This is a genomic window from Chlamydia trachomatis A/HAR-13 (assembly GCF_000012125.1).
In the GTDB taxonomy this organism is placed as follows: Bacteria; Chlamydiota; Chlamydiia; order Chlamydiales; family Chlamydiaceae; genus Chlamydia; species Chlamydia trachomatis.
The window spans coordinates 417,593-442,783 of the sequence record NC_007429.1; the positions used below are offsets into that span (position 1 = coordinate 417,593).

The following is a 25,191-nucleotide window of genomic DNA, read 5'->3' on the forward strand; positions in this document are numbered from 1 at the left end:
GCTTTTAACCAAACACCTTTTCTTGAAACAAACTCTCATACAAAACATCTGAGGTGTAATATCCTTTTGGCAAGCCTTCTCCCATAATCTTCTCCAAGATTAGCAACACTCCACCAGAAAAAACACGTCGAGAAAAGACTTCGTGCCGAATTACAAAACGCTCATCTTCCCCTACAAAAGATACTTCATGCTCGCCACAAACATTCCCTAAACGAGAACCATGCATTTCGATAAAAGGCTCTGGCTCTTCCTCATAGCTCTCTGCCTTCGCAGAACGGATAGCTTCAGCCAAAGAAATCGCTGTACCAGAAATGGCATCTGCTTTAGCACGGTGATGTGTCTCTAAAATACGAACATCATAAGAAGTACTAAAAAGTTTTGCAGCAAAAGCTGCTAATCGCTTTTGTACATACGCCCCCAAACTCGTGTTTGCACAAACAACAACAGGAACATATTCTGATAATGCTGATAACTTTGTTTTTACACCGCTATCATTAGTAAATCCTGTAGTTCCAATAATCACAGGCCTAGGTGTTTTTAACAAAAAGTCTAAAAGCAGCGACGTCACTTCAGGAGACGAGAAATCAATAAGAATATCATTCTCTGTAACAACCTCTTCTAGCGAGGTCTGAGATCTTCTTGAAAACCCCTTTCCCAAAAAACAGTGAGGACGACAAAGTAAAGCCTGAGTCAATAAGACACCCATCCTCCCAGTATCTCCGACAAGGCCTATGCTTTTTTTCATAATACTATCAGCAACTCTCATCCACCATTGTGGAACCTATAGGATCCTCTTAGAAAATGGCTAAAAGAAACCACTGCAGCAGTATAGTATAAGTGAGTAAATAGCTCCAACAGGAAAAGCAAAGCAAATTCGCAAACTTGCTCTTTTTCCTAATTTATTTAGAGAAAGAACTTTAGATGTGCACCTGAATATTTTTGTTACGATTCTACAAAAGAATCCCCATCGACCTCAAAAGACTCTGCAACAAGATCAACTATGATGTCTTCTGCATCAAAATCACATGCAGAAGCTCCCTGAACGATCACACTTTGTCGGTTCTGAATATAGTCACGAAGTTTAATCAGCTGTTCATACAGCCACTGAATAAATCGCTGAAGATACATGGTAATACTAATTCCTAAAAGGGCTCCTCCTATAGCTAAAATACCTCCAGATATAGGAGCTAATCCAGGAATTAGAGTTAAAGAGAGAACTCCCAAACCAGCTAGAAGGATTATGGTAGCAACTAAAATAGATTGAAATCTTTCTTCCTTAGTTGCTCCATTCACATACTCACGAATAGCTTGCTCTGTTTGAAAAATCACCGGTTTCCCAACTAACTTCCAAGTTTCCTCTTGCTCCTTCTTGGAAAGCAAGCCTACACGGCTTTCACCCCATCGTCTATTATCCATTTCCCTTATCATGCGCGCTTTTAAACGAGCTTCTCTTCTACGAGCTAAACTAATCTGTAATCTAGCTTTTAGTTGATGAGCGACATGAACCATTCCAGAAACAACCATTGGAACAGCTGACGATGATACAGCTCCTCCTATAGAAAATAGGAGCAACACTTGTACAGCAGGCAATCCCCCAAATCCAGCCAATAAAGTACAAGTAACCCCTGCTAGCAATAATAATCCTGATAAAATCAGGATCCGCTGTTGTTTCTTCGTTAAAGACAATGCTGCATCTATTTCTCCTTGAGACAAACGTTCAATAGAAGGAAGATTAGACTCTCTAGGATCGACTACCACCTCTATATTGTTATCTACCCGATAACTGAAGTCTGCTTGAGAAATGTTTTTTAGTTTAGTATCAACAAGTAAATCTTGATCTTGTTGAGCTCTAGCAAAAGCTCTCCATTGCCCTAGAGTTGTGTGCAGCATATTCGAGATCACTAAAGAAATCCCTAAACTGATTAAAGGAGGAGCCAACACTATAAGAGCTGTTGCGGCCCCTCCAGTTACAGCAAGAGTTCCAACAACAGCTAAAGCAATCCCTAAACACGCAAAACCAACTCCTAATAGAACTAATCCATTCGCTAGCTTCCGTATCTTTGCTCCTTCTATGAGCATCTCTTCTGGAGTAAGAGCTTCACCCGATGCAGCTTTTTTTGACTGGAAAAAGCGCACATAGAGATAGTGAGCGAACCCTGCAAAAAGAGCTCCACTCCCTCTATTATAAGAAATATCCCCAAATTTCCCGAGAGCGCTACCATATCCCCCAGGAATATAAGAAGATCCAAGTTTCAGCACAAGACCGGCTCCCGTTAATCCTGCACCAAGGAGAGCTGCGCTCTTTGCCCTCTGTCTGAATGTCATTCTCGGAGCAACTACGGTCTTAATTCCATTAATAAGACTTCTTAACGTGGTAACTCCACCGACAGAAATTCCTGAAAAAGCAATCGCTAAAACAATCGATTGCGGAACTCCAGGAGCTAGTATCGTTAGGGCGATAGCCACAATTGCTAATGCAACCCCTAATACAACAATACCTGCAATGAGCTCTGTCGAATATTTTAGCGTTTTCCCTGATTTAGAAACTGTTTCATTAGGGAGAGAAATCGCTGATACAGAAACTCCTGAGTTCTGATTTTGTACAGGAGAAAGGTTGCTAAGAGCATTTACATCAACAGGATCACTACTTCCGGGAACCCTAGAAACCATAAAAAAACATAAAATCTTTCAACAAGATTAATTATAACAACAAAATAAAATCCTTTTCATAACAAAAAAATAGAACTTATTTCCCTCGTATGATCTTAAATATCATGCAAAAAACTCTTCCGAAGACTACATTAGCTATTCATTTTTAACCTTTTTAGAAAATAGACATATGGTCTCTTCGAACCAAGACCTTCTTATTTCTCCCTCAATTCCTTATGGAGAAATTGCTGTTCCTCCGTCAAAATCACATTCTCTACGCGCGATCCTTTTTGCCTCCTTATCCAAAGGGACCTCTATCATAGAAAACTGTCTCTTCTCTCCCGATTCCCAAGCTATGCTTACAGCCTGTGAGAAAATGGGAGCTCACGTTAGAAGAATAGGAGACTCCTTACATATCCAGGGGAATCCCGATCCCCATCACTGTCACCCACGCTATTTCCATATGGGGAATTCTGGTATCGCCCTTCGATTCCTAACCGCCCTTTCTACTTTATCCCCCACCCCCACTTTGATCACAGGATCCCACACACTCAAACGACGTCCTATAGCGCCTCTTCTATCAAGCTTAAAACAGCTTGGTGCGCACATTCGCCAAAAAACATCTTCTTCTATTCCCTTTACCATCCATGGTCCATTATCCCCTGGCCATGTTACTATCTCTGGACAAGATTCCCAATACGCATCAGCATTAGCAATCACTGCAGCTTTAGCTCCATATCCCCTTTCTTTTTCTATCGAAAATCTTAAAGAACGTCCTTGGTTTGATCTGACCTTAGATTGGCTACACTCTTTAAACATCTCTTTCTTAAGAGACCAAGATTCTTTAACTTTCCCCGGAGGACAATCATTAGAAAGTTTTTCTTATTCTGTGCCTGGAGACTATAGTTCTGCTGCTTTTTTAGCTTCCTTTGGTCTACTCTCTTCTTCTTCTAAACCAACTATTCTCCGTAATCTTTCTTCTCAAGATTCTCAAGGGGACAAGCTTCTCTTCTCTTTGTTAAAACAACTTGGAGCCCATATTCTTATTGGAAAACATCATATCGAAATGCACCCCTCTTCTTTCTCCGGAGGTGAAATTGATATGGATCCATTCATAGATGCATTACCCATCCTTGCTGTCCTCTGCTGCTTTGCAAAAAATCCATCGCGCTTGTATAATGCGTTGGGAGCAAAGGACAAAGAAAGCAATCGCATTGAAGCCATTGCCCATGAATTGCAAAAAATGGGTGGTTCTGTCCACCCTACTCGTGACGGTCTATATATAAAGCCCTCGCGGTTACATGGTGCGGTTGTTGATTCTCATAATGATCACCGTATTGCTATGGCTCTCGCTGTAGCTGGAGTTCATGCCTCGTCCGGACAAACCCTCCTCTGTAACACACAGTGTATAAATAAGAGTTTTCCATATTTCGTGATTGCAGCGCAGACACTACATGCCAACGTTCGACACTACCAAGCAGATTTTCCTTTGCGGTCTTCCTTCTGTAGGTAAAACCTCGTTTGGTCAACATTTATCGCAATTTCTATCGCTGCCTTTTTTTGATACAGATCACCTTCTTTCAGATCGTTTCCATGGAGATTCTCCTAAAACTATCTACCAACGCTATGGAGAAGAAGGTTTTTGCAGAGAAGAATTCCTTGCCCTAACTAGTGTACCTGTCATTCCTAGCATCGTAGCTTTAGGAGGCTGTACCCCTATTATTGAACCATCTTACGCCCATATTTTGGGGAGAAACAGTGCTCTCTTAGTCTTACTCGAACTCCCCATCGCTACACTATGTCAACGCCTACAACATAGATCTATTCCTGAAAGACTTGCACATGCTCCATCATTAGAAGATGCTTTGTCTCAACGATTAGACAAACTACGATCCCTCACATCAAATGCCTTCTCTTTACGAGCAGAGACTTCCTCTGAAGCTGTGATGAGAGATTGTCAAAGCTTTTGTTTGCGTTTTTTGAGCACAAAAGAGAGCTCCTATGCATAATCAATATGGCTCCATATTCTCTATCACTACTTGGGGAGAATCCCATGGCCCTGCTATAGGCGTCGTAATTGATGGGTGTCCTGCAGGTCTCTCCTTATCACCAGAAGATTTTCTTCCCGCTATGGCTAGAAGGAGACCAGGGCAACTTCATACTTCTCCTCGTCAAGAACCGGACCTAGTCACTATTTTATCTGGAGTCTACCAAAACAAAACAACAGGAACTCCAATCTCTCTTCTTATTGAAAACAAGGATGTATCCAGCTCTTCTTATGAACAGCTACAACACTGTTACCGACCGGGGCACGCACAATTTGCCTATGAAGGGAAATACGGATTTGCAGACAACCGTGGAGGAGGACGCGCCTCTGCTAGAGAGACCGCGTCTCGAGTTGCTGCTGGTGTGATTGCTAAAAAGATCCTTTTATCTCAAAGAATCGAAACACTCGCATTCCTTTCTGGATTCGGCACCTTAGAGAGTAAAAATTATCCCAAACTTTCCGACTCGCTAATACAACAGGTTCATACCTCTCCTTTCTACACACTCCTTCCTCAAGAAGAAATTCAGAATCTCCTTCTGCTTAATCCTGACGACTCTTTTGGAGGTGTAGTCTCTTTTATCACTTCTCCTTTACCTATAGGCCTAGGCGAACCTGTGTTTGGAAAGCTTCCAGCTCTTTTAGCTGCAGCCATGATGAGCATCCCTGCGGCTAAAGGATTTGAAATAGGAGCCGGTTTCTCTTCATCACAAATGACAGGCTCCGCCTATCTAGATGCATTTATTGCTGATGAAAGTGGGGTGTCTCTTCAAAGCAATCGCTGTGGAGGAGCTTTAGGGGGGATTAGTATTGGGCAGCCTCTTGAAGGCCGTGTAGCCTTCAAACCCACTTCATCTATAAAAAAACCTTGCTCCTCCGTTTTAAAAGATGGCACACCGATCGCATACCGCACCCCTAATCAAGGACGCCACGATCCTTGTGTAGCCATTCGAGCTGTTGCCGTTGTTGAGGCTATGCTTGATTTAACTCTAGTAGACCTGCTTCTCCAACATCGTTGTACCCAATTATGATCGAACTCGTTACCGACTCTCCTCACCCTATTCACCTAGTTGATTCTTTACAAAACCCTAAGCTGTTTGCTTCGTTGTCTACCGACTTCCCTCTCATTTTTATAACCAATACTAAGCTCAATGCTCTTATCCTACCTCCTCTATTAGACTTGGCTCGCTCACTAGGATTTTCCGTAGAAACACTTACCATTCCTGAAGGAGAAGAAACCAAGACGGGCGATACTTTTCTATCTTTGCACCAACAACTGACAGATCTCAATGTACCTAGACAAGCAACTTTAATTGGAGTAGGTGGAGGCGTAATTTTAGATATAGCAGGCTTTGTAGCTGCCACACATTGTCGAGGGATGCCTTTCATTGCTATTCCCACCACTTTAGTTGCTATGATTGATGCTAGCATTGGAGGGAAAAATGGCATTAACTTAAATCATATAAAAAATCGCATCGGCTCTTTTTATCTCCCTAAAGCTGTATGGATCTGCCCTAGAAAACTCTCTTTTCTTCCTCAGCAAGAACTCCATCATGGAATAGCTGAATGCATCAAACATGCTTATATCGCAGATTCTGCCATCCTACCTCTGCTTCAAGATCCTAATGCTTTAAAAAAAGAAGACAAGCTGTCTCTTCTTATCAAAAAGAACTGTCTCTGCAAAGCTTCTGTAGTACAACAAGATGTCAGAGACTATGCAAAACGCCAAATACTAAACTTTGGGCATACGCTAGGGCATGCTCTGGAAATGCTATTTATAGGGAAAATTCCCCATAGCTGTGCCATAAGCGTGGGAATGGTCCTAGAAACAAAGCTATCTCTATCCTTGGGAGTTGCTCGCTCTCCAGCTATACTACATTCTTTGATACAAGACCTTTTAAGATATCAGCTCCCTGTTTCTCTAAAAGATCTTTATATGAGAGCGCAAATACCTCCACATAATTGCGATCAAATCCTCTCTGCTCTCACCTACGATAAGAAAAAACAAAATACTCCCTTACCACCATTTGTCATGATAGAAGAGATCGGACTAGCAGCTTCTTTTGATGGACGATTTTGCCAAACTATATCTAAACACATTCTTACAAAAGTCCTGGAGGAAGAATTCTATGCTATGCACAACAATTAGTGGACCTTCTTTCCTGGAAGCTAAGAAGCAGATACTACGCTCTTTAAAAGAATGTCATTGCTTTGAAATGCGGGTAGATCTTCTTTCTGTATCTTGTTTAGAACTCAAGAAACTCATGGAACTAGCTCCTATTTCCATTCTTGCATGGAAAAAACCTGAATCATGCTCACAAGCAGACTGGATAGATAAAATGCAATCGCTAGCTGAGCTAAATCCAAACTATCTAGACTTGGAAAAAGATTTTCCAGAAGAGGATATGATACGCATTCGACAACTCCATCCTCAAATTAAGATCATTCGTTCCTTACATACTAGTGAGCATACCGACATTATACAACTCTATGCACATATGCGATCTTCAGCAGCTGACTACTATAAATTTGCTGTTTCCTCTTCCTCAACGACAGATCTCCTAGATATCTGTCACCAAAAATGCTCTCTTCCTGAAAATACAACTGTAGTTTGTCTAGGAGGAATGGGGCGCCCTTCACGAATACTCTCCCCGATCTTACAAAATCCATTTACCTACGCAAGAAGTACAGGATCTTCCCCCGTAGCTCCAGGGCAATTTTCTCTCAAACACCACTATTTCTACAATTTCGCAAGCCTTTCTGCTCAATCCCCCATCTGCGCTCTTATAGGAGACACTTCACGAAGTATCGGGCATTTAACCCATAATCCTTTCTTTTCCCAACTCGGAGTAGCTTGCCCATATATTAAACTCCCTTTAACCCCTCAAGAGCTCCCTAAATTCTTCTCTACCATTCGCACGCAACCCTTTTTAGGAGTCAGCGTGACTTCCCCATTGAAAACTGCTGTTCTACCGTTTCTTGATAAACAAGCTCCATCTGTGAAAGCTTCCGGATCCTGTAATACGCTAGTCATTCGCCAAGGAGAAATTGAAGGACATGATACCGATGGCGAAGGGTTGTTTTCTGTATTGATGCAGCACCAAATTCCTTTAAATAACCAACGAGTTGCTATTATAGGAGCAGGTGGAGCAGCTCAATCCATAGCAACTCGATTGAGCAGAGCAAACTGTGAACTTCTTATTTTTAACCGCACTAAAGCGCATGCTGAGGATCTAGCTTCTCGTTGCCAGGCAAAAGCATTCTCGCTGGAGGAACTCCCTCTACACAGAGTCTCCCTTATCATCAATTGCCTTCCTCCTTCTTGTACCATTCCTAAAGCAGTTGCTCCCTGTGTTGTCGATATTAATACAATTCCTAAACATAGTACGTTCACTCAGTATGCTCGATCTCAGGGAAGCTCCATTATTTATGGTCATGAGATGTTCACGCAGCAAGCTCTCTTACAATTTCGTTTATGGTTCCCTACGCTCTCTTTCAAGCATTTGGAAAAAACCTTTATTCGTAGAGCTGCTGTCTTAGCTTCTCTTTTTTCCATCGCACCATAAACATTTTTTTTCTATGCTGCTTCTTCGTCTTTGGAGGCTCTATGCGTCTTTGTTTTATTCTTTTTCTATTGCTATCTCCTTTAATCTCCGAGGCTTCGCAGCACATTATTACTGTGAAAACTATTCATGAGATTGCTTCGGACATCTTGTATGATGATGCAAATTACTGGCTGATCTTTGATATCGATGACGTTTTGTTTGAGGGAGCTGAAGCTCTCAGCCATTCAGCTTGGTTTGAACGCTCCATACAAGGAATGCGGGCATTAGGAACATCCGAGCAAGAAGCTTGGGACACTCTATATCCTGATTGGCTATCTATTCAACGTCAAGGCTCTATTAAACAGATAGAAACTGCTATTCCTCTATTAATTACCAAAGTTCAGAATCAAAACAAAATCGTCTTTGCCTATTCAGAGCGCAAAGTATGCGCGCAAGATGTGACATTAGAACAACTTGCTAAGATTAACCTCTCTTTTGAGAAAGCGAATCTTCCCTATACCAGTCTCCCATCAAACATCTGTTTCACAAAAGGCGTTCTTTTTGGATCTGAAATTCATAAAGGACCTGGATTACAACGTTTCCTAGACGCCCAACCCTCTTTACCAGAGAAAGTCATCTACATTGACAATGAGAAATACAATGTCTTACGTATTGGAGAAGTCTGTAAACAAAAAAACATCCCTTATCTAGGGATTGTCTATACTGCCTCTAAATATCATCCCCCAATTTATCTTCCAGATATTGCCAGAATACAATACCTATACCGCCAAAAGCTCATTAGCAACGAAGCCGCAGCACTCTTATCTCGTCACAGGCTAGATAAGTAATTCCCTTTTTGAGAAGAAATTAAACTCTGGCAAAAAAATCTTTTTTCCACTACACGGGTGGAAAAGCTTTGTTAGAGGTTGTTGTGTCCTTCCGTTCGGTTTTACTGACTGCTCTGCTCTCCCTTTCTTTTACGACTACCATGCAGGCTGCACACCATCACTATCACCGCTACACAGATAAACTGCACAGACAAAACCATAAAAAAGATCTCATCTCTCCCAAACCTACCGAACAAGAGGCGTGCAATACTTCTTCCCTTAGTAAGGAATTAATCCCTCTATCAGAACAAAGAGGCCTTTTATCCCCCATCTGTGACTTTATTTCGGAACGCCCTTGCTTACACGGAGTTTCTGTTAGAAATCTCAAGCAAGCGCTAAAAAATTCTGCAGGAACCCAAATTGCACTGGATTGGTCTATTCTCCCTCAATGGTTCAATCCTCGGGTCTCTCATGCCCCTAAGCTTTCTATCCGAGACTTTGGGTATAGCGCACACCAAACTGTTACCGAAGCCACTCCTCCTTGCTGGCAAAACTGCTTTAATCCATCTGCGGCCGTTACTATCTATGATTCCTCATATGGGAAAGGGGTCTTTCAAATATCCTATACCCTTGTCCGCTATTGGAGAGAGAATGCTGCGACTGCTGGCGATGCTATGATGCTCGCAGGGAGTATCAATGATTATCCCTCTCGTCAGAACATTTTCTCTCAGTTTACTTTCTCCCAAAACTTCCCAAATGAACGGGTGAGTCTGACAATTGGTCAGTACTCACTCTATGCGATAGACGGAACATTATACAATAACGATCAACAACTTGGATTCATTAGTTACGCATTATCACAAAATCCAACAGCAACTTATTCCTCTGGAAGTCTTGGAGCTTACCTACAAGTCGCTCCTACCGCAAGCACAAGTCTTCAAATAGGATTTCAAGACGCTTATAATATCTCCGGATCCTCTATCAAATGGAGTAACCTTACAAAAAATAGATACAATTTTCACGGTTTTGCTTCCTGGGCTCCCCGCTGTTGCTTAGGATCTGGCCAGTACTCCGTGCTTCTTTATGTGACTAGACAAGTTCCAGAACAGATGGAACAAACAATGGGATGGTCAGTCAATGCGAGTCAATACATATCTTCTAAACTGTATGTGTTTGGAAGATACAGCGGTGTTACAGGACATGTGTTCCCGATTAACCGCACGTATTCATTCGGTATGGCCTCTGCAAATTTATTTAACCGTAACCCACAAGATTTATTTGGAATTGCTTGCGCATTCAATAATGTACACCTCTCTGCTTCTCCAAATACTAAAAGAAAATACGAAACTGTAATCGAAGGGTTTGCAGCTATCGGTTGCGGCCCCTATCTTTCTTTCGCTCCAGACTTCCAACTCTACCTCTACCCAGCTCTTCGTCCAAACAAACAATCTGCCCGTGTTTATAGCGTGCGAGCTAATTTAGCTATCTAATCTGTAGATTAGCACAAAAACGCTTGCATCCTTGTGGTTAACCATTTACCAACGAAAAAGGAGGCCCTATGCCTTACGGAACTCGTTATCCTACATTGGCTTTTCACACAGGAGGCGTTGGCGAGTCCGATGATGGCATGCCGCCTCAACCTTTCGAAACATTCTGTTATGATTCAGCCTTATTACAAGCAAAAATCGAAAACTTCAATATCGTCCCCTACACCTCTGTTTTGCCTAAAGAATTATTCGGAAATATCCTTCCTGTGGATCAATGTACAAAATTCTTCAAACATGGTGCTGTATTAGAAGTCATCATGGCAGGAAGAGGTGCTACAGTCACAGATGGCACACAAGCAATAGCTACAGGAGTAGGCATTTGTTGGGGGAAAGATAAAAATGGAGAGCTCATCAGGGGCTGGGCAGTAGAATACGTAGAGTTTTTCCCAACTTGGATCGATGATGAAATCGCAGAATCTCACGCTAAAATGTGGTTAAAAAAATCCCTTCAGCATGAATTAGATCTTCGATCCATAAGTAAGCATAGTGAGTTCCAATATTTCCATAACTACATCAACATCATAAAGAAATTTGGTTTTTGCTTAACAGCTCTCGGTTTCTTAAATTTCGAAAATGCAGCGCCTGCTGTTATCCAATAAGAAAAGGAGGCTTTTATGTTATTAAAGAAACGGTCTCCTACTAGCATTTTAGGAACCTTAGCTCTTACTGGAATCGTGATCAGCTCCATGATCGGAGGAGGTATTTTTAGTCTTCCTCAAAATATGGTGGCCTCTGCAAGTGCGGGGGCGGTCATGTTAGCGTGGATGCTTTCCGGAATCGGAATATTTTTTATAGCAAACACCTTTAAAACACTTTCTATTATCCGCCCTGACTTAAAAGCTGGTATCTATACTTACAGTAGAGAAGGATTTGGTCCTTATGTCGGATTTACAATAGCTTGGGGATATTGGCTTTGCCAAATTTTCGGGAATGTCGACTATGCCGTATTACCATGGATGCCCTTAACTATTTCTTCCCACCATACTTTGCTGGAGGAAACACAATTCCGGCCATCTTATTAGGATCACTATTGATTTGGATATTCAATTACATTGTCTTACGAGGTATCCGCCAGGCTAGCTTTGTTAACATTATTGGCGCAGTCTGCACGTTAATCCCTTTGCTCCTATTTATTCTCATCACAGCTCGATTCTTTAAGTTTTCGATCTTTAAAACTGACTTTTGGGGGACTGCTCCGCAACATACACTAGGATCTATCGGATCTCAACTAAAGAGCACGATGTTAGTCACTCTTTGGGCCTTTATAGGAATCGAAGGAGCTGTAGTAATTTCTGGCAGAGCTGCTAATCTCTCCTCTGTTGGGAAAGCCACTATCTTAGGATTTTCAGGATGCCTACTCATATATGTCCTGCTTTCACTGCTTCCTTTTGGTTCCCTATTTCAGTATCAACTAGCAAAAATAGCCGATCCTTCTACTGCTGGGGTACTGAACATTCTGGTAGGGAAATGGGGAGAAGTCCTTATGAATACAGGACTATTAATAGCCGTCTTAACCAGCTGGTTATCCTGGACAATCCTTGCTTCTGAAATTCCTTACGCTGCAGCTAAGAATGGAACATTCCCAGAATGTTTTGCCATCGAGAAAGCAAACACGCCCCTTCTTTTTCCCTATTCATGACAAGTGGGTTAATGCAGATTACCATGCTACTAGTATATTTCTCTTCTAATGCATGGAATACAATGTTAGAAATCACTGGCGTTATGGTTCTTCCTGCTTATCTAACTAGTTCCCTTTTCCTTGTGAAATTTAGTCTAAGTAAGAAGTATCCCAAACAGGCCGCTATCAAAGCTCGCATTGCGATGATCACCAGTCTATTGGGCTCACTGTACTCTCTATGGCTGATCTATGCTGGAGGTTGCAACATCTATTTATGGTCGCTATCCTACTTGCTTTAGGGATTCCATTTTACGTAGATTCAGGAATCAGACATAAACAAGAAAAAACTTTCTTGAATCGTAAAGAAATCCTGAAAATGACGATCGTGGCTCTTGCGGCTCTACTCGCTATATTTTTATTCTCTGCTAATAAAATCCATTTGTAGAGAGAGCTTTAAGTGCCCGTCGTTTAATTTTCTTATCTTTTCAAAAGGAACTGGTTCTTTTTCAAAGAGAATCAGTTCTTTCTATTCTTTAAAATCCTCTTCTCTTATCCTCAATAGTAAAGCCGAATCAAACTTCTAAAAAATCTTTTTTTCAGCTCTTAAGGTATTTTTATGCACATAGCGGTTTTGGGAGCGGGATACGCAGGATTATCTGTGACTTGGCATCTTCTCCTTTATACACAAGGACGAATTAGCGTTGATCTCTTTGACCCAACCCCTATTGGATCTGGAGCCTCAGGCCTATCTTCTGGCCTTCTTCATGGCTTTACAGGGAAAAAAGCTATCAAGCCTCCGCTAGCAAATCTAGGGATCACCACAACCCATTCTCTCATTACCAAAGTGAGCCTTTCTATAGGGGAGCCCATCGTGACATCCAATGGGATCCTCCGTCCTGCAGCCTCTCAGGAACAGGCCACTATTTTCATGCAAAGAGCACAGGAGTTCCCCGATGAAACGGAGTGGTGGGATAAAGCTCGGTGTGAAATTACAGTTCCTGGAATGGTCATTGCCGATGGACTCGGAGCCCTTTACATTAAACATGGGGTAACCATTGATAATGATAAATATATCAGCGGTTTATGGAATGCCTGTGCTAGCCTTGGAACACAATATTACGATGAGCTGATCGATGACATTTCAGCAATCGCTGAGTTTTATGATCACATTATTGTAACTCCTGGAGCGAACGCAGATATTCTCCCTGAGCTTAAACACCTTCCCCTATCTAAAGTAAAAGGTCAGCTCGTAGAAATTGCTTGGCCAGCTGAGATCCCTATGCCACCATTCAGCATCAATGGCCCTAAATATATGGTTGCTGATACAACAAGAAATACTTGTATATTGGGAGCAACTTTCGAGCACAACCAACCAGATGCCACTCCAGATGCTCAAGTTGCCTATCAGGAAATCATGCCTCCGATCCTAGCTCTTTTCCCTGGACTTAAAGACGCTCAAGTCCTTAATTATTACGCTGGTATGCGCTCATCGAGCCCCACTCATTTACCCATGATCAGTCGCGTACAAGAAAAATTGTGGTATTTAGGAGGTTTGGGATCCAAAGGTCTTCTATACCATGGGCTTTTAGGAGATATGCTCGCCCAGGCTCTATTACGGGATTCCACGGCATATATAGCTAAGGAGTTTCTCTACACTCCAGAGGGAGCAGCCTAACTCTCCCCTCTCTTCTTAAAAAAGAGGGGAGCCTTTTTTCCTTACAAAGATACGCTAGCTTTTTCCTGAAGAATCTCATCAAGAGATATTTGCATTTTCCCACGGATAAAGGCATCCCAAGGAAGCCTTGGAATCACTTCATATTCTCCCGTTGCTAGCATTCGACAAGGGAAACCAAAGATTAAATCTTCCGGTAATCCATAGGGATTGTGGTCCGAACACACTCCGGAAGAAAACCATTCTCCTTCTTTTGGCTGATATATTGATCGAGCAGCCTCTGCTAAAGCTCGTGCTGCAGAAGCTGCCGAAGACTTCCCTCGTGCTTCGATTACTGCACTACCACGACTCTGTACAGAAGGCACCATAATATTCTCTAACCAATCACGATCCGCTATCGTCTCTGCGATAGGACGGTCATTAATCAGAGCTTGCGTAAAATCAGGCACTTGTTTGGCGGAGTGATTTCCCCAAACCACAACTTGTGATACAGCCGATAAAGGTACTTCTGCTCTATGCGATAACATGCTATGCATACGATTCTGGTCCAATCGTAGCATCGCATGAAAGTTCTTTCTCAATAATCTGGGAGCATGATTCATTGCTATCCAGCAATTGGTATTCACAGGGTTCCCAACAACAAAAATCTTTGCATCCCGCTTGGCTGTTGTGTTCAAAGCTTTTCCTTGCGTAGCAAAAATCTCCCCATTTTTCTTTAGAAGATCTCTTCTCTCCACTCCTGGGCCTCTAGGAACTGACCCTATAAGGAATGCCGCATCAATGCCATCAAAAGCATCATGCAATGATGTCGTTACCTGCACACGCTGTAATAAAGGGAAAGCACCATCATCTAGCTCCATGCGCACACCAGATAAAGCCCTTTCTGTTCCAGGAATATCGTAGATACGCAGATCGATGCCACAATCAAGGCCAAAAACATCTCCATGAGCCAGAGAAAATAGAAAGCTATAGGCTATTTGCCCTGTTCCTCCTGTTACTGCTACACTCACTGTTTGAGAAACCATAAGCCACCCTCTCTTTACTTTTACAAAACGCACATACTCTCAACACTACGTTTGCAACTAACTAATTTTGGTCCCAACATACGTTTGGATGATAAAAGAATCAAGTACCTAGATTCCTTAGTAAAAGCTTTTGGCAAAAAAAAGCTCATCTATTTTTCAATAGATGAGCCGACTTTAACTGAATAAGAACTTAGAAAACTTTATAAAAAATAGGCCCGTGTGATCCTACCCATATACTTGATCCCGACCGCATAACTTGTTGTCCCTTTTTAGCAGCCAAATAACCGTGGACATCTAAAAAACCAATAAACCGTGCGCGAATAAAGAACATAAAGCCCCTAAAAAAACGATTTTAAGAGAGAAGTAATAGACAAATTATAACATATTTAAAATAAAAACTCTGCAAACAAAAAAACTTTGCCTAGCCGTCTCCGTAGAAAGCACTTTATGTTAAAACGTTAAAAAGTCTTAACATACCTCGAGCTTCGGGAAACTCTACAGGAGCATTCCCCGACATGATGCCTATAATTTGCGTTGCCAATTCTTTCCCTAATGAAACCCCTTCTTGGTCAAAAGAATTGATTCCCCAGCAAAACCCTTGAAATGCAAATTTATGCTCATAAAAAGCCAATAAACTACCAGCAATACGAGGAGAAAGCTGTTGCGCTACCAATATCGAAGAAGGTCTGTTCCCTTTAAACCTCTTATTCGAGTTCGCATTATCTCTACCCTGAGCTAAAGCTAAAGATTGAGCAACAAGGTTTGCAAAGAGCTTTTGAGATGATGAGCTTCCTGATAATACACAATCTAGCCCTCGTTGGTTATGCAAAAATCCAATGAACTCTACGGGAACAATATCTGTTCCTTGATGAAGACTTTGGAAAAAAGAATGCTGACAGTTTGTCCCCACATCGCCCCAAATAATGGGTGAAGTCCTAAAACTAATCTCCTTCCCTTCTCTCGAAATACTTTTTCCATTGGATTCCATTCCACACTGTTGTAAATGCGCTGTAAAATATTTCAATCCTGTCGAATAAGGAATCACTGCTGTTGTAGGATACCCTAACAGATTACGATTCCAAACTCCAAGCATCGCAGATAGAAGAGGAAGATTCTCTCTCATTTTTGGAGTCAGCGCATGAGCATCGATAGCAGCTGCTCCTTGCAAAAACTCTATAAAAGCTTCGTAACCGAAAGCAAAACCTAATACAACTCCTCCTACCATGGATGTAGCTGAAAATCTTCCGCCAATACTATCCCAAAGATGGAATACTTCTAGATAACGACTCTTATCATCCATAGGGCTGCCTTGAGAAGTTACCGCTACAAAATGCTTTGCAATAGATAAACCTTTATTTTGATAAGCCTGTCTGAACAGCTCTTCATTTGCTGCAGGCTCTAAAGTTGTTCCTGACTTAGAAACCACAACAACCAGTGTTTGCTCCAAATCTATCTCCCGTAATACTTCTGCAGCATTATCCGGATCAATATTGGAGACAAAAAAGATTCTCTTATCAGATGGGCAAGAGCCTTGCATAGCAAAATACATAGCTTTAGGGCCCAACTCCGAGCCCCCAATACCCATCTGTACAAGCGTAGAAAATTTAGCACGAGCTATATACAGAAACTCTGCAAGACGAAGAGCTTCCTCCTTAGAGTGTCTTGCTATCGCAGCAGCTTCTTCATGAAGATCTTGATCTCGAACCCAAGCGCGTGTTGCCGTATGCAATACAGGGCGAGATTCGCTCTGAAAACCTTCTATACGATTCATGATGGCGCCTTGTTGCATACACTCCATCTGTTTGATCAATTCCCTCTCTTCAGTAAGTCCTTGTAAAGCCTCTAAGCAGCGATCATCTACACGTTCCGTAGCATAACTATAGGTAAATCCTTCTGCAGATAAAGAGTTTTTCTGAATACGCTCTTCAGATAAGCATCCTGATGCAGTCAAATCAATCGGATGCAAAGCCATCTCTTGCAAAGCAACTAATGACTCACAATCTAAAAAACCTTTACCCATCATGATTCTCCTTTTGAGGAAATGTGATACGAGAGACCTTCTTTCTTTTTACTTGTACTATCTTTCGTGATCTTTCGCGATTCCATTTTTGTAGAACAATCGATCTTTTCATCTATTACTCTACAATGTACTCCGAATATCTTTTCTGTAAATTGTTCGGTAGAAAGGCCTTAACTATTAGTAAATCGTTTTCATAATAATGTGAGATGACTAAGCCGGCATCACACAATTCTGTAAACAATCCGTATTCCTTGTAAGGAAGATGTAAAGTCGCTTGAGGATACTCCTCTTGTACCATGTCCTCCATGGAGCGTAATAACTCTCGAATACCTTCTCCTGTTTTAGCAGAGACACATACGGGGTTAGGTGACATCAGCCGCAATCGAGAAGCAGTTACTCCATCAGCAACCTTATCCATTTTATTCAATACTGTAATTACTTGAGGCTGAGTGATTCCCAACTCCTGCAAAATAGCCTTTGTAGTCTCAACATGTTCCAATACAAGTGGATGAGAAGCATCTACTACATGTAATAAAATATCCTCTTGTAATGCAGCTTCTAGAGTACTTTTAAATGCCGCAACCAAAGTATGCGGAAGTTTGCGAATAAAACCTACTGTGTCCGTCAATAACACTCGCTGACCACAAGGCAAAACACAGCGTCGAGTTTTAGGATCTAATGTCGCAAACAGCTTATTCTCTGCATAGGTATCTGCTGATGTCAGTAAGTTTAACAGAGTACTTTTTCCTGAATTTGTATAACCAATCAATGCAAAGGTAGGAATCTGATTACGTTTTTTCGCTTTACGACGCTCTTCCCGTTGACGTTCTACATTTTTTAGATCTCTAGATAGTTTATGTATCCGCTCCCGAACAATTCTTCGGTCTAATTCAATCTGCTTCTCTCCCTCTCCCTTGACAAAACCTCCACCACTACCTCCTGATTTCTGTCTAGAAAGATGCCCCCACATACGTTTGAGTCGTGGTAATAAATAACGCGCTTGCGCGAGCTCTACCTGTAATCCAGCTTCAGCAGTGAGAGCTCGACTCGCAAAAATTTCTAAAATTAATTCTGTACGATCTAATACAACAACACGTAATCGTTTTTCTAAGTTCCTTTGCTGGGAGGGAGATATCTCTTCATCAATTAGCAAAGTCCCAATAGTAGGAAATTCTTCTAAAATTCTTTCGATTTCCTCTAATTTCCCTTCATTTAAATAAAATGAAGAAGAAGGAGCTTTTAAAAGCCATGTACAAGTCTCAAGCACACTAAGATCACAGGAATTCGCAAGAGAAATGAGCTCCTCAACATACTCAGGAACACGATCCTGCTCTGCACGATTTGTATAACAACAAACAGCTAAAGCCTGCGCAGGATCTTGTTCCTCTCTAGGAAGCAAAAACCTCCAACCTATTGCACTTTGCCGCTCTTTCTTCCCATCTCGATTATCTTTCTTCATTTCTTTTCTTCCTTATGTCCATAAAAGCTCCATGCCATCGTATGCACACTCTCGTGTAACATCCTTTTCCAAAACTTTGTGAAGATAGTGACTCACATGCGTAATCACTAGACGAGAAGCTCCCACCTTTTCCATTAGAAGATCCGCTTGTTCTAAGGTTAAATGCGAAGGCGTCCGTGATCCAAAAGCTTTAGGCAAAACTCCTAGGGAAGCTGACACAATGATCGTGTTCACTCCTTGTAGATAATCTACAATCTGCTCATCGTAATGAGACATATCCGTTAAATAAGCTAAATCCCCAAAACGATAGCCCGTTACCTGACAATTCTTTTGAAAATAGGAAACGTATGTAAACGGAATACCTAAGAACTCTTGTTCTCCGCATTTCTCATTTAAAATAGTATAGCGCAAAGAAGCCGCTAAACTGTTATTAGGAGTCTCTTTCTGAACAAGATGCTCCTTAGTTTTACATAGATAGTCATATGTAAATGATGAAAGAATAATCGGAACTGATTCTAGATGCGTGATATACCAAGAACGGAGATCATCGATCCCTCCAATATGATCATAATGAGGATGAGTAAGAAATACACCATCCAAACGAGGAACACGGTATCGCAATAGCTGTGTTCTAAGATCTGGACCTGTATCAATGATAAAGTTTTTTCCCTGACTCTGAACCCACACGGAGGAACGTAGACGACATATTCTGCCTTGCGAACATACCTCACAAGAACAGAAGGGCACAGGGATTCCTTCCGAATCTCCTGTGCCTAAAAAAACAATCTTCCCCGAAGAAGATGTTTCTTCCATAATAAGGCCTCTTAATCGTTTTCTAAAATTAGTTGTTCAAACCCCACTTCTGTTCCAACTCTGCTAGCACTCCTTCTTTTCGGATCTCTTGCACAGCTGCCTCGATTTCCAAGGCTAAAGCTGGTCGATCTGAAGCAACGCCAATCCCGTATCCTAAAACCCACTGATCTTCAGGAAGATCTATGGTTGCTGTAGAAAGAGCCGGGAAATCTTTCAAGACAACTTGAGCGATAGATGGCTCTAAAACAGCGACGGGAGATTTACCATGCATGACTTCCATGAGTACTTCTAGAGTGCTATCAAAAGAGCGAATATGAACTTCAGAAAGAAACTGTAAATAGGCCTCTTGATAGGTTCCTGTTTGAACAGCTACAGAACGATATTGAGTGAGTGGCAATGGATGCTTATTCTCTCCTTTAAACACTAAAACCAAGTGTTTTATTTCCTCCCCATAGTAGGGAATCATAAGAATTTCCTTCAATCTAGAAGGAGTAATGGACATCCCTGTTATGACCGCATCAATCCGATGCTGTTTTAGGTTTAGAATGAGTGCATCAAAGGAAAACTCCCGAACGTCCAGCGTTTTCCCCAGCTTGTTACTAATCTCTCTAGCCAAGTCTATATCGAAGCCTACAACCTCTCCTCGCTTATCAACAAACTCAAAAGGAGGGTAGGTTGCATTAGTCCCTACAATAAATTTTTCACTATTGGAGTCTCCCCCTTCTTTTAAACAACCCGTCAAACAAAAACTACAGACAACTGCTAAAAAAGCTATCCATGTTTTTTTTCTTTTTATGCACATACTCACTCCGACTCAAGGTCTAACGACAGGGACTATACCCAACATGATTCTTAAAAAAAATAAGAATCTATACAAAAACTGCTCCTGTTTCTAAGGAGCCAACCTCTTGAACCCAAAGCCCTAACTCTTCGAGTTCACAAGGAAGAATATGTTGTGATCCATCACATAAAGCTAGTTCAGGATGCTCATGGACTTCAATCATCAGTCCATCTGCTCCTAAAGCTATTGCAGCACGAGCTAATGGTAACACTAAATCTCGTCTTCCTGATGCGTGAGAAGGATCCACGATCACAGGTAAAGAAGTTTCCTTCTTAATCCATGCGACAGTATTCAGATCCAATGTATATCGAGTAGTTGTTTCAAAAGTACGAATCCCTCTCTCACAAAGAATAACTCCAGGACAACTAGCATGCTGTAACAAATATTCTGCAGCAGACAACCATTCTGAAATTGTAGCTGAAGGATTTCTTTTTAAAATAACCGGACGATGACTTTGTCCTACTTCATCTAGCAAGACAAAATTTTGCATATTGCGAGCCCCTACTCGTAAAAGATCTACATGCTCTGCTGTAATTTCCACATCACGAACATCTAAAACTTCTGTCTCCGTCAATAATCCATGAACAGCTTTTGCTCGGCTATGCCACACTACGTGATCGGGAGGCCAACCTTGAAAAGAATGCGGGTTCGTTCTTGGCTTACGAATAGACCCTCGAAAAATATGCGCTCCAGCACTTTTAACCTGTAGCCCTAAAGTAATTGCATGTTCTTGGCTTTCCAAGGTACATGGACCAGCAATAATGATAGGAGTCCCTCCACCTATAGACACGGTTTCGGATAAACGAATAACGGGACTCCTATTCGAATTAAATACATGAGGTAGCGGGACCCGTTTTTTTCCCATTAGATTTGTTTTCCTTGTTTCTTCTCTTAACTCATGAACAGCAAATCATACACACAGGGAAGAGAAAAGAAATAGAAAGATTTTTCAATGAAAAAAACGCCCTCTTCTCTTGAAGAGAAGAGAACGTTTAATGATGCTATTCTGATCCGTTAGGCAACTGTTTAATATCAGAAATTACATCTATCAGCGTCGTAAGAAAAGCTTGAAATAGCGCCTCATCAGCATATTCAGCTCTTCCTTTGAGTAGTTTCCTACAATAACAAAGCAAACTACAAGTTAAACACATAACGCCTTGTATAAAGAATAATCTACATTTTTGTTTTAGCATATTTTCTCACAAAACACAATAGTTTCTATTATAAAACTAAAACAAATAGATCTTAAAAAATAAAATTAAATTCAAATGAAAACAATTTAATTTAAAACCATTAAATTCATTGAAGACAAAGAAAAACTTTTGTTAAAATTTTTTCGCTATACCGCAAAATGATTGCGAGGCTCTTAAAAGCAATGTTCGGATCTATCCCTTGTTATCCCGGATACAACAATATTCCCGCATACAGTAACAGTTACTTCTACTGTACACTGTGTGATGGCGTTGTATCACCTACCAACGTGGATATTGCTATTGTTGTACCTAACAAACCCACAGCTCACTCAGAATCCAAACTGTCTGTTTTACGCTGTAAAAACCATCCTGTTAAAGGTCTGCACTCTGGTGGTCCAATTACTTCTTTAAGAGGTCTGATCCCCTTTTCATCCACTCTGTTAGAAGAAACTCACCAGAAAATGCTGAACCTCTGCGCTCGTGTTCATTGCCTAGACGTACTGACTGTATGCGGCACTTTGATAGCATCTCTCCTTGCTATTACTGGAGCTATCCTACAGTTCATAGTCGCAGCGCCAATCTCCACCTTTATTCCCTTGATCCTATTTGGCGTGGCAATAGCCTTCTATTTAGGAGCTTTCTTGTGCACTCGGATCTCTCAAAAAGATACTCTACGCTGGCAAGCTCTTTCTAAAAACATCATCCGTTCTTCCCACAACGTCCCTGTTCAGGCTGGGACGGAACGTTACACGCTACTTACGGAATTCCCTCCAACTTGTTATGAAAACCATTCCATTGATCTGTATTCCATACGCCCAAGTTCATGGTGTACTCCAAGGGTAGTTGTGAAAAAAACTGCGTGTAAACTTTCTGCGCGCATACAAAAAATCTTGAAAAACCAGCGCGGCCACTAGCTATTGATCCCTATTTGAATAAGGCGAATACAGCTCCTGCAGCTGCCGATTGTAAAGAGGCCGCTTCCTGCAGACAACGCTCTCTTAAAAAACATGTAGCGATTCTATTTTCTGAATAAGCAATTGCTTCCAAGATAGTCAACTTGTCTTGCCAGCGACTATGTGGATATAAACTGATCACTGCATGCAACCCAGCTTCTCCTCCTTCGCGTTGCAAAAAAGAAAGAGCTTTCTCTAAGGCAAACGCAAAACTCTCTTCTTGTAATGGTTCAACAAAATCCTCGCTATCCCCTTCTTCCCAAAAAACTTCAGAACAGAAACTCCATCCCACCTGCTGCCCTGCTAAATACTGAGCGACAACCATTTTTGCTTTGCTGTACTGAGCTGCAACTAATAAACGAATGATCTTCTTCGCCAAATCCCTTTTCATGATTTCTACCTGCAGAGGAGATGAAGCTACAAAAATCTTCTGATCTTCACATAAAAACTGTTCAATAGCTCGACAGGGCTCTATTCTATGCATAAAAGAAGCAACAACATCTCCAGCTTCTTCTACCTTCTCTCGACTTACCAAAAGCGCGAAAGCAAGATTCACTCGAGAACGCATTCCTTGTACTTTTGATAAAAAACGTCCAGCTAAATGAACTCCATGAATCCCTAATGAGCAGACCGCTTCTGAGGCAGCTTCACAAAGGATGCTGGAAGTAGCTGATAAACCTTCTGTAAGCTTATCTTCTCCGAAAGGATCTCCTTCTAAATAGAGAATGGCTGCAGCTTGCATCTGAACACGAGCAGAAAGTGAATTACAAGCTAACTTTTGAACCGATTCCATTATAGAAGATGACCGGAATACTCTACCTCCTCTCAGAATGATCTGTAAAGTAGCTACCTGCACTTCTGGATGATCTGCAGCCAATAATGTACGAATCTGTTCTTCCGTACACTTTTCAGGATATTCCTTTAACATCTCACAGGTCATTAAAGCTTGATCTATGCCAGTTAATACACCACTATGAGGCCGAGTAAGAACACATAAAGATCTCCAAGCTTCTCTTCTTTCCGTTCCATCTAATTGTGTATTTTGGACTACAACTCGTAAATGAGGCACAAGATCTTGTATCTCCAACACGGCTGCAGCACGATAAGCAGTGATGCGTACTTGAATAGAAGAATCATTTTTCGCTAAATCGCCCACGGCGCGCAGTAAGCAACTAGAACCATACATAACAGCTACTTGTACAGCAATCTCACGTACGGTATCGCTATCATCAGACAAAGCCTGCAAAACAATAGGCACTAACCGATAGTCTCTCGCCATCCCTACAGCTAAAATAGTAATTACTCGAACAGTAAGTGAAGAATGTCTAATATTTTTTTGTAGAAGAGAAGCTGCAAGATCCTCATGAATATCACGATCTGCTTCCAATGAAGGAAAGCGTTCTTGAGAACGGAGGAAGGCCTCTCTCCAAGCAGAATATTCATGATGTTTGGCTAAGGCTCGTAGAGCCAAGCGAGCTTCTAGTAAGGAACAATCGGAAGATAATGAGGTCTTAGCCTCTTGCGCTGCGGTACGATACTCACAAAAACGCATTCGTTGTTGGATAGAATTAGATCCATCCACACAACACATAACGAGCAGATATACTATGCTATGGAGCCTAATAAGCCTCCACCAAGAAGATGAATGTGTAGGTGGAATACGCTCTGCCCCCCTTCTAAGCCATTGTTGACAACAACGCGATACCCATTTTCTATCCCGAAATTTCGAGCCATCAACTGAATAATCTTCCCAGCTTCTGCAAGCAAGAGAAAATCGTCGCCTTGTATATCCTGTAACTTCTCAATATGCTTCTTGGGAATAATGAGCAAATGTACTGGAGCTTGAGGGAACTTATCTTTAATCACGATAAAGTTTTCATCCTCAAAAACCTTATCGCATTCCACAGCTCCTTCTATAATGCGTTCAAAAATGGTAGTCATACTAATCTCTGCTGTTTTAACACTAAATTCAGTGCTTCTTCACAACTCTCTTGACTATCCCATACAGAAAGAAATAGTCCTTTGTGACAAAAAATAGCACCAGGAATTCCCGTAGCTTGAACCAACTGATCTCCAAGCAATCCTGCCCACTCCTCAGGGAAAGGAATCCGGACTTCCATCCGGCGATCCAAAGTAGGTGGAATGCCTCGCAAAATCCATTGATCCGAGCAAGGGAAACTGACAAAAGCTGCCGGATGACTTTCTCCTCCCAAAGAGAAAAAATTCTCCTGCCATGCTAACGGACGATCAAATCGCAAACAAACACTTTCCTTTTCCATGACTTGTTTCACAATATCACGACACACACGATCATAACAGAACTTCTCTCGCAAACGAGTTAGTAAATCGATTGCAAACCGTAAAGCAAAGAAAAATTCTTTGTCTGTATTTCCTCCTTCTTCCAAAGGATTGTAGATTTTGATAATATCAGAGAAAGAACAGAAGCCTTCTTTAGAAAAGAAACGTCCGTTATCTTGCTCATCTACACCATGTACTAACGTGTTATTCAGATACTCGTACTCATCGTGAGAAAGAAATCCCAGACCATGCAAATAATCCAGAACCATCCCTGCGCTACTCCAAGATCCTGTGTAAGAAACTTGGTGGTGATCGAAACGCTTATGCTCTGTAGAGTAGCGGCCTCCTACATCACAGACGTACTCACATTGCGCCAACTTTTGGGGATCTCTGGTACGAACGATTTTGTTCTCATCAACAAGATCAAACATGATCAATAAAGCGCAAGCCGTCACTTCATCTGCGTGAAAAGAACCATCATGTGTGCCAACACTTCTTGGAATTTGCATTCTCATTATCCTCCGTAATCCCCTCGACAATAGAACAACAAACAAACCTCGGCCGGTAGTACCATATCCAAAAGCTGAAAATCCTCCATCCTACTTGCAGTTTAGGATTAATATCAAGCGTTCCGCTGAAGGTATTTTCCTGTTCGAAGCCCTAGATCTTCTTTACCTACATCACATT

The 25,191-nt window shown here is 41.5% G+C and carries 23 protein-coding genes and 1 pseudogene; 11 read left to right on the forward strand and 13 right to left on the reverse strand.

Going from position 1 to position 25,191, the window contains the following annotated elements; genetic code table 11:
• Positions 1-4: 4 nt before the first annotated feature.
• Together dapB and CTA_RS01965 are read right to left on the reverse strand one after the other, a co-directional pair.
• The gene (dapB, locus tag CTA_RS01960; protein ID WP_011324702.1) at positions 5-766 is read right to left on the reverse strand and encodes a 4-hydroxy-tetrahydrodipicolinate reductase; all 762 of its coding nucleotides are present in this window, start codon (positions 764-766) and stop codon (positions 5-7) included.
• Positions 767-942: 176 nt separating this feature from the next.
• A complete protein-coding gene (locus tag CTA_RS01965) occupies positions 943-2,670 on the reverse strand; it encodes a hypothetical protein (protein WP_009871718.1) in 1,728 nt (575 codons plus the stop codon).
• 169 nt (positions 2,671-2,839) lie between these two features.
• Between CTA_RS01965 and aroA the strand changes: the two genes are divergently transcribed.
• The 10 genes and pseudogenes from aroA to CTA_RS02015 all read left to right on the forward strand — a co-directional run bounded on the left by aroA (position 2,840) and on the right by CTA_RS02015 (position 13,905).
• The gene (aroA, locus tag CTA_RS01970) at positions 2,840-4,162 is read left to right on the forward strand and encodes a 3-phosphoshikimate 1-carboxyvinyltransferase (protein WP_011324703.1); all 1,323 of its coding nucleotides are present in this window, start codon (positions 2,840-2,842) and stop codon (positions 4,160-4,162) included.
• Positions 4,104-4,658 (forward strand): shikimate kinase, encoded by a 555-nt coding sequence (locus CTA_RS01975; protein ID WP_009871720.1) that lies wholly within the window; start codon positions 4,104-4,106, stop codon positions 4,656-4,658. Before aroA ends, CTA_RS01975 begins: the two co-directional genes overlap by 59 nt.
• Complete coding sequence (aroC, locus tag CTA_RS01980; RefSeq protein WP_009871721.1) at positions 4,651-5,724, forward strand: chorismate synthase; 1,074 nt, start codon at positions 4,651-4,653, stop codon at positions 5,722-5,724. The genes CTA_RS01975 and aroC overlap by 8 nt, the downstream gene beginning before the upstream one ends.
• Positions 5,721-6,842 carry a 3-dehydroquinate synthase gene (gene aroB / locus CTA_RS01985; protein ID WP_009871722.1) on the forward strand — a complete coding sequence of 374 codons (1,122 nt, stop codon included), beginning with the start codon at positions 5,721-5,723 and terminating at the stop codon, positions 6,840-6,842. Before aroC ends, aroB begins: the two co-directional genes overlap by 4 nt.
• Positions 6,823-8,259 carry a bifunctional 3-dehydroquinate dehydratase/shikimate dehydrogenase gene (locus tag CTA_RS01990; protein WP_011324704.1) on the forward strand — a complete coding sequence of 479 codons (1,437 nt, stop codon included), beginning with the start codon at positions 6,823-6,825 and terminating at the stop codon, positions 8,257-8,259. The genes aroB and CTA_RS01990 overlap by 20 nt, the downstream gene beginning before the upstream one ends.
• A gap of 41 nt (positions 8,260-8,300) precedes the next feature.
• Positions 8,301-9,086 (forward strand): DUF2608 domain-containing protein, encoded by a 786-nt coding sequence (locus CTA_RS01995; RefSeq protein WP_009871724.1) that lies wholly within the window; start codon positions 8,301-8,303, stop codon positions 9,084-9,086.
• A 140-nt stretch (positions 9,087-9,226) separates the two neighbouring features.
• Positions 9,227-10,555 (forward strand): carbohydrate porin, encoded by a 1,329-nt coding sequence (locus CTA_RS02000; RefSeq protein WP_011324705.1) that lies wholly within the window; start codon positions 9,227-9,229, stop codon positions 10,553-10,555.
• Positions 10,556-10,623: 68 nt separating this feature from the next.
• The gene (locus tag CTA_RS02005) at positions 10,624-11,211 is read left to right on the forward strand and encodes a pyruvoyl-dependent arginine decarboxylase (protein ID WP_011324706.1); all 588 of its coding nucleotides are present in this window, start codon (positions 10,624-10,626) and stop codon (positions 11,209-11,211) included.
• A gap of 15 nt (positions 11,212-11,226) precedes the next feature.
• Positions 11,227-12,675 (forward strand): annotated as a pseudogene (locus CTA_RS02010) (amino acid permease).
• 171 nt (positions 12,676-12,846) lie between these two features.
• A complete protein-coding gene (locus CTA_RS02015) occupies positions 12,847-13,905 on the forward strand; it encodes an NAD(P)/FAD-dependent oxidoreductase (protein ID WP_011324710.1) in 1,059 nt (352 codons plus the stop codon).
• 41 nt (positions 13,906-13,946) lie between these two features.
• On the opposite strand, the gene CTA_RS02020 is transcribed toward CTA_RS02015, so the two are convergent.
• From CTA_RS02020 to CTA_RS02055, 8 genes are all read right to left on the reverse strand, one after another.
• The gene (locus tag CTA_RS02020) at positions 13,947-14,927 is read right to left on the reverse strand and encodes a malate dehydrogenase (protein ID WP_011324711.1); all 981 of its coding nucleotides are present in this window, start codon (positions 14,925-14,927) and stop codon (positions 13,947-13,949) included.
• 190 nt (positions 14,928-15,117) lie between these two features.
• Positions 15,118-15,258: a late transcription unit protein LtuA gene (gene ltuA, locus CTA_RS02025; protein ID WP_009873768.1), complete on the reverse strand. Its 141-nt coding sequence runs from the start codon at positions 15,256-15,258 to the stop codon at positions 15,118-15,120.
• A gap of 114 nt (positions 15,259-15,372) precedes the next feature.
• A complete protein-coding gene (locus CTA_RS02030) occupies positions 15,373-16,950 on the reverse strand; it encodes a glucose-6-phosphate isomerase (RefSeq protein ID WP_011324712.1) in 1,578 nt (525 codons plus the stop codon).
• Positions 16,951-17,062: 112 nt separating this feature from the next.
• A complete protein-coding gene (hflX, locus tag CTA_RS02035; RefSeq protein WP_011324713.1) occupies positions 17,063-18,406 on the reverse strand; it encodes a GTPase HflX in 1,344 nt (447 codons plus the stop codon).
• A gap of 12 nt (positions 18,407-18,418) precedes the next feature.
• A complete protein-coding gene (locus tag CTA_RS02040; RefSeq protein WP_009872613.1) occupies positions 18,419-19,219 on the reverse strand; it encodes an MBL fold metallo-hydrolase in 801 nt (266 codons plus the stop codon).
• A 28-nt stretch (positions 19,220-19,247) separates the two neighbouring features.
• Positions 19,248-20,021 carry an arginine ABC transporter substrate-binding protein ArtJ gene (gene artJ, locus CTA_RS02045; RefSeq protein WP_011324714.1) on the reverse strand — a complete coding sequence of 258 codons (774 nt, stop codon included), beginning with the start codon at positions 20,019-20,021 and terminating at the stop codon, positions 19,248-19,250.
• 67 nt (positions 20,022-20,088) lie between these two features.
• Complete coding sequence (gene aroF, locus CTA_RS02050; RefSeq protein WP_009872615.1) at positions 20,089-20,925, reverse strand: 3-deoxy-7-phosphoheptulonate synthase; 837 nt, start codon at positions 20,923-20,925, stop codon at positions 20,089-20,091.
• Between the two features lie 136 nt (positions 20,926-21,061).
• Complete coding sequence (locus CTA_RS02055) at positions 21,062-21,253, reverse strand: hypothetical protein (protein ID WP_009873124.1); 192 nt, start codon at positions 21,251-21,253, stop codon at positions 21,062-21,064.
• Between the two features lie 182 nt (positions 21,254-21,435).
• Between CTA_RS02055 and CTA_RS02060 the strand changes: the two genes are divergently transcribed.
• A complete protein-coding gene (locus tag CTA_RS02060; RefSeq protein WP_012727899.1) occupies positions 21,436-22,167 on the forward strand; it encodes a hypothetical protein in 732 nt (243 codons plus the stop codon).
• A 10-nt stretch (positions 22,168-22,177) separates the two neighbouring features.
• Here the strand turns inward: CTA_RS02060 and CTA_RS02065 are convergent, their stop codons facing one another.
• From CTA_RS02065 to CTA_RS02075, 3 genes are read right to left on the reverse strand one after another with little or no spacing between them, the layout of a single operon-like run.
• The gene (locus CTA_RS02065) at positions 22,178-23,797 is read right to left on the reverse strand and encodes a HEAT repeat domain-containing protein (protein WP_009872617.1); all 1,620 of its coding nucleotides are present in this window, start codon (positions 23,795-23,797) and stop codon (positions 22,178-22,180) included.
• A 14-nt stretch (positions 23,798-23,811) separates the two neighbouring features.
• Positions 23,812-24,147, reverse strand: coding sequence for an HIT domain-containing protein (locus CTA_RS02070; RefSeq protein ID WP_009871737.1), 336 nt, complete (start codon positions 24,145-24,147; stop codon positions 23,812-23,814).
• Complete coding sequence (locus tag CTA_RS02075; protein WP_009871738.1) at positions 24,144-25,013, reverse strand: MYG1 family protein; 870 nt, start codon at positions 25,011-25,013, stop codon at positions 24,144-24,146. The genes CTA_RS02070 and CTA_RS02075 overlap by 4 nt, the downstream gene beginning before the upstream one ends.
• Between the last annotated feature and the right edge of the window lie 178 nt (positions 25,014-25,191).